At 42.0% G+C, this 443-nt stretch carries 1 protein-coding gene; it reads left to right on the top strand.

Annotation, left to right across the window (positions count from 1 at the left end):
• Positions 1–443 (top strand): hypothetical protein (locus HC175_RS18755; protein ID WP_168139714.1); only part of this gene is annotated, 443 nt, incomplete at both ends.

Genomic DNA, 443 nt, shown 5'->3' with positions numbered 1-443 from the left:
CAATTGGAGCTACTACCTTTTTAGTGGGTGGTGTAACCTATTATGTGGATGTAGATGGTTGCCGATCTTCTGTTACGGTTGTTATAGCTAGCGAACCAGAAATTCTGGGGATAAAAGCATCAACAACTCCTACAACTTCGGCAGAGAGAAAACAATCTCTAACTGTTATTGGTGTTTGTGTCGCTGATGTTAATGAACCTGATCTTACTGTTGGTGATTTAAGAACTAATGCTGAGAACGAGAATAATGTGAGGTGGTACTTAAGTCGCACATCACAGGACGCACTAGACCCTTCCACTCCTCTGGTAAATAACACAGACTATTTTGCAGCTATTTATTCTCCTGAAGGGGATTGTGAAACTAACCGAAGTAAAACCACAGTTAGATTCTTTTCTGAAGCTGCGCCAACCGGTCCTGACACCCAGGAATTTTGTGCTGTTAAC

This window comes from Salinimicrobium oceani (assembly GCF_012037645.1).
The sequence above is the reverse complement of the archived record's forward strand: the minus strand, read 5'-3'. Positions and strand labels throughout refer to the sequence as shown.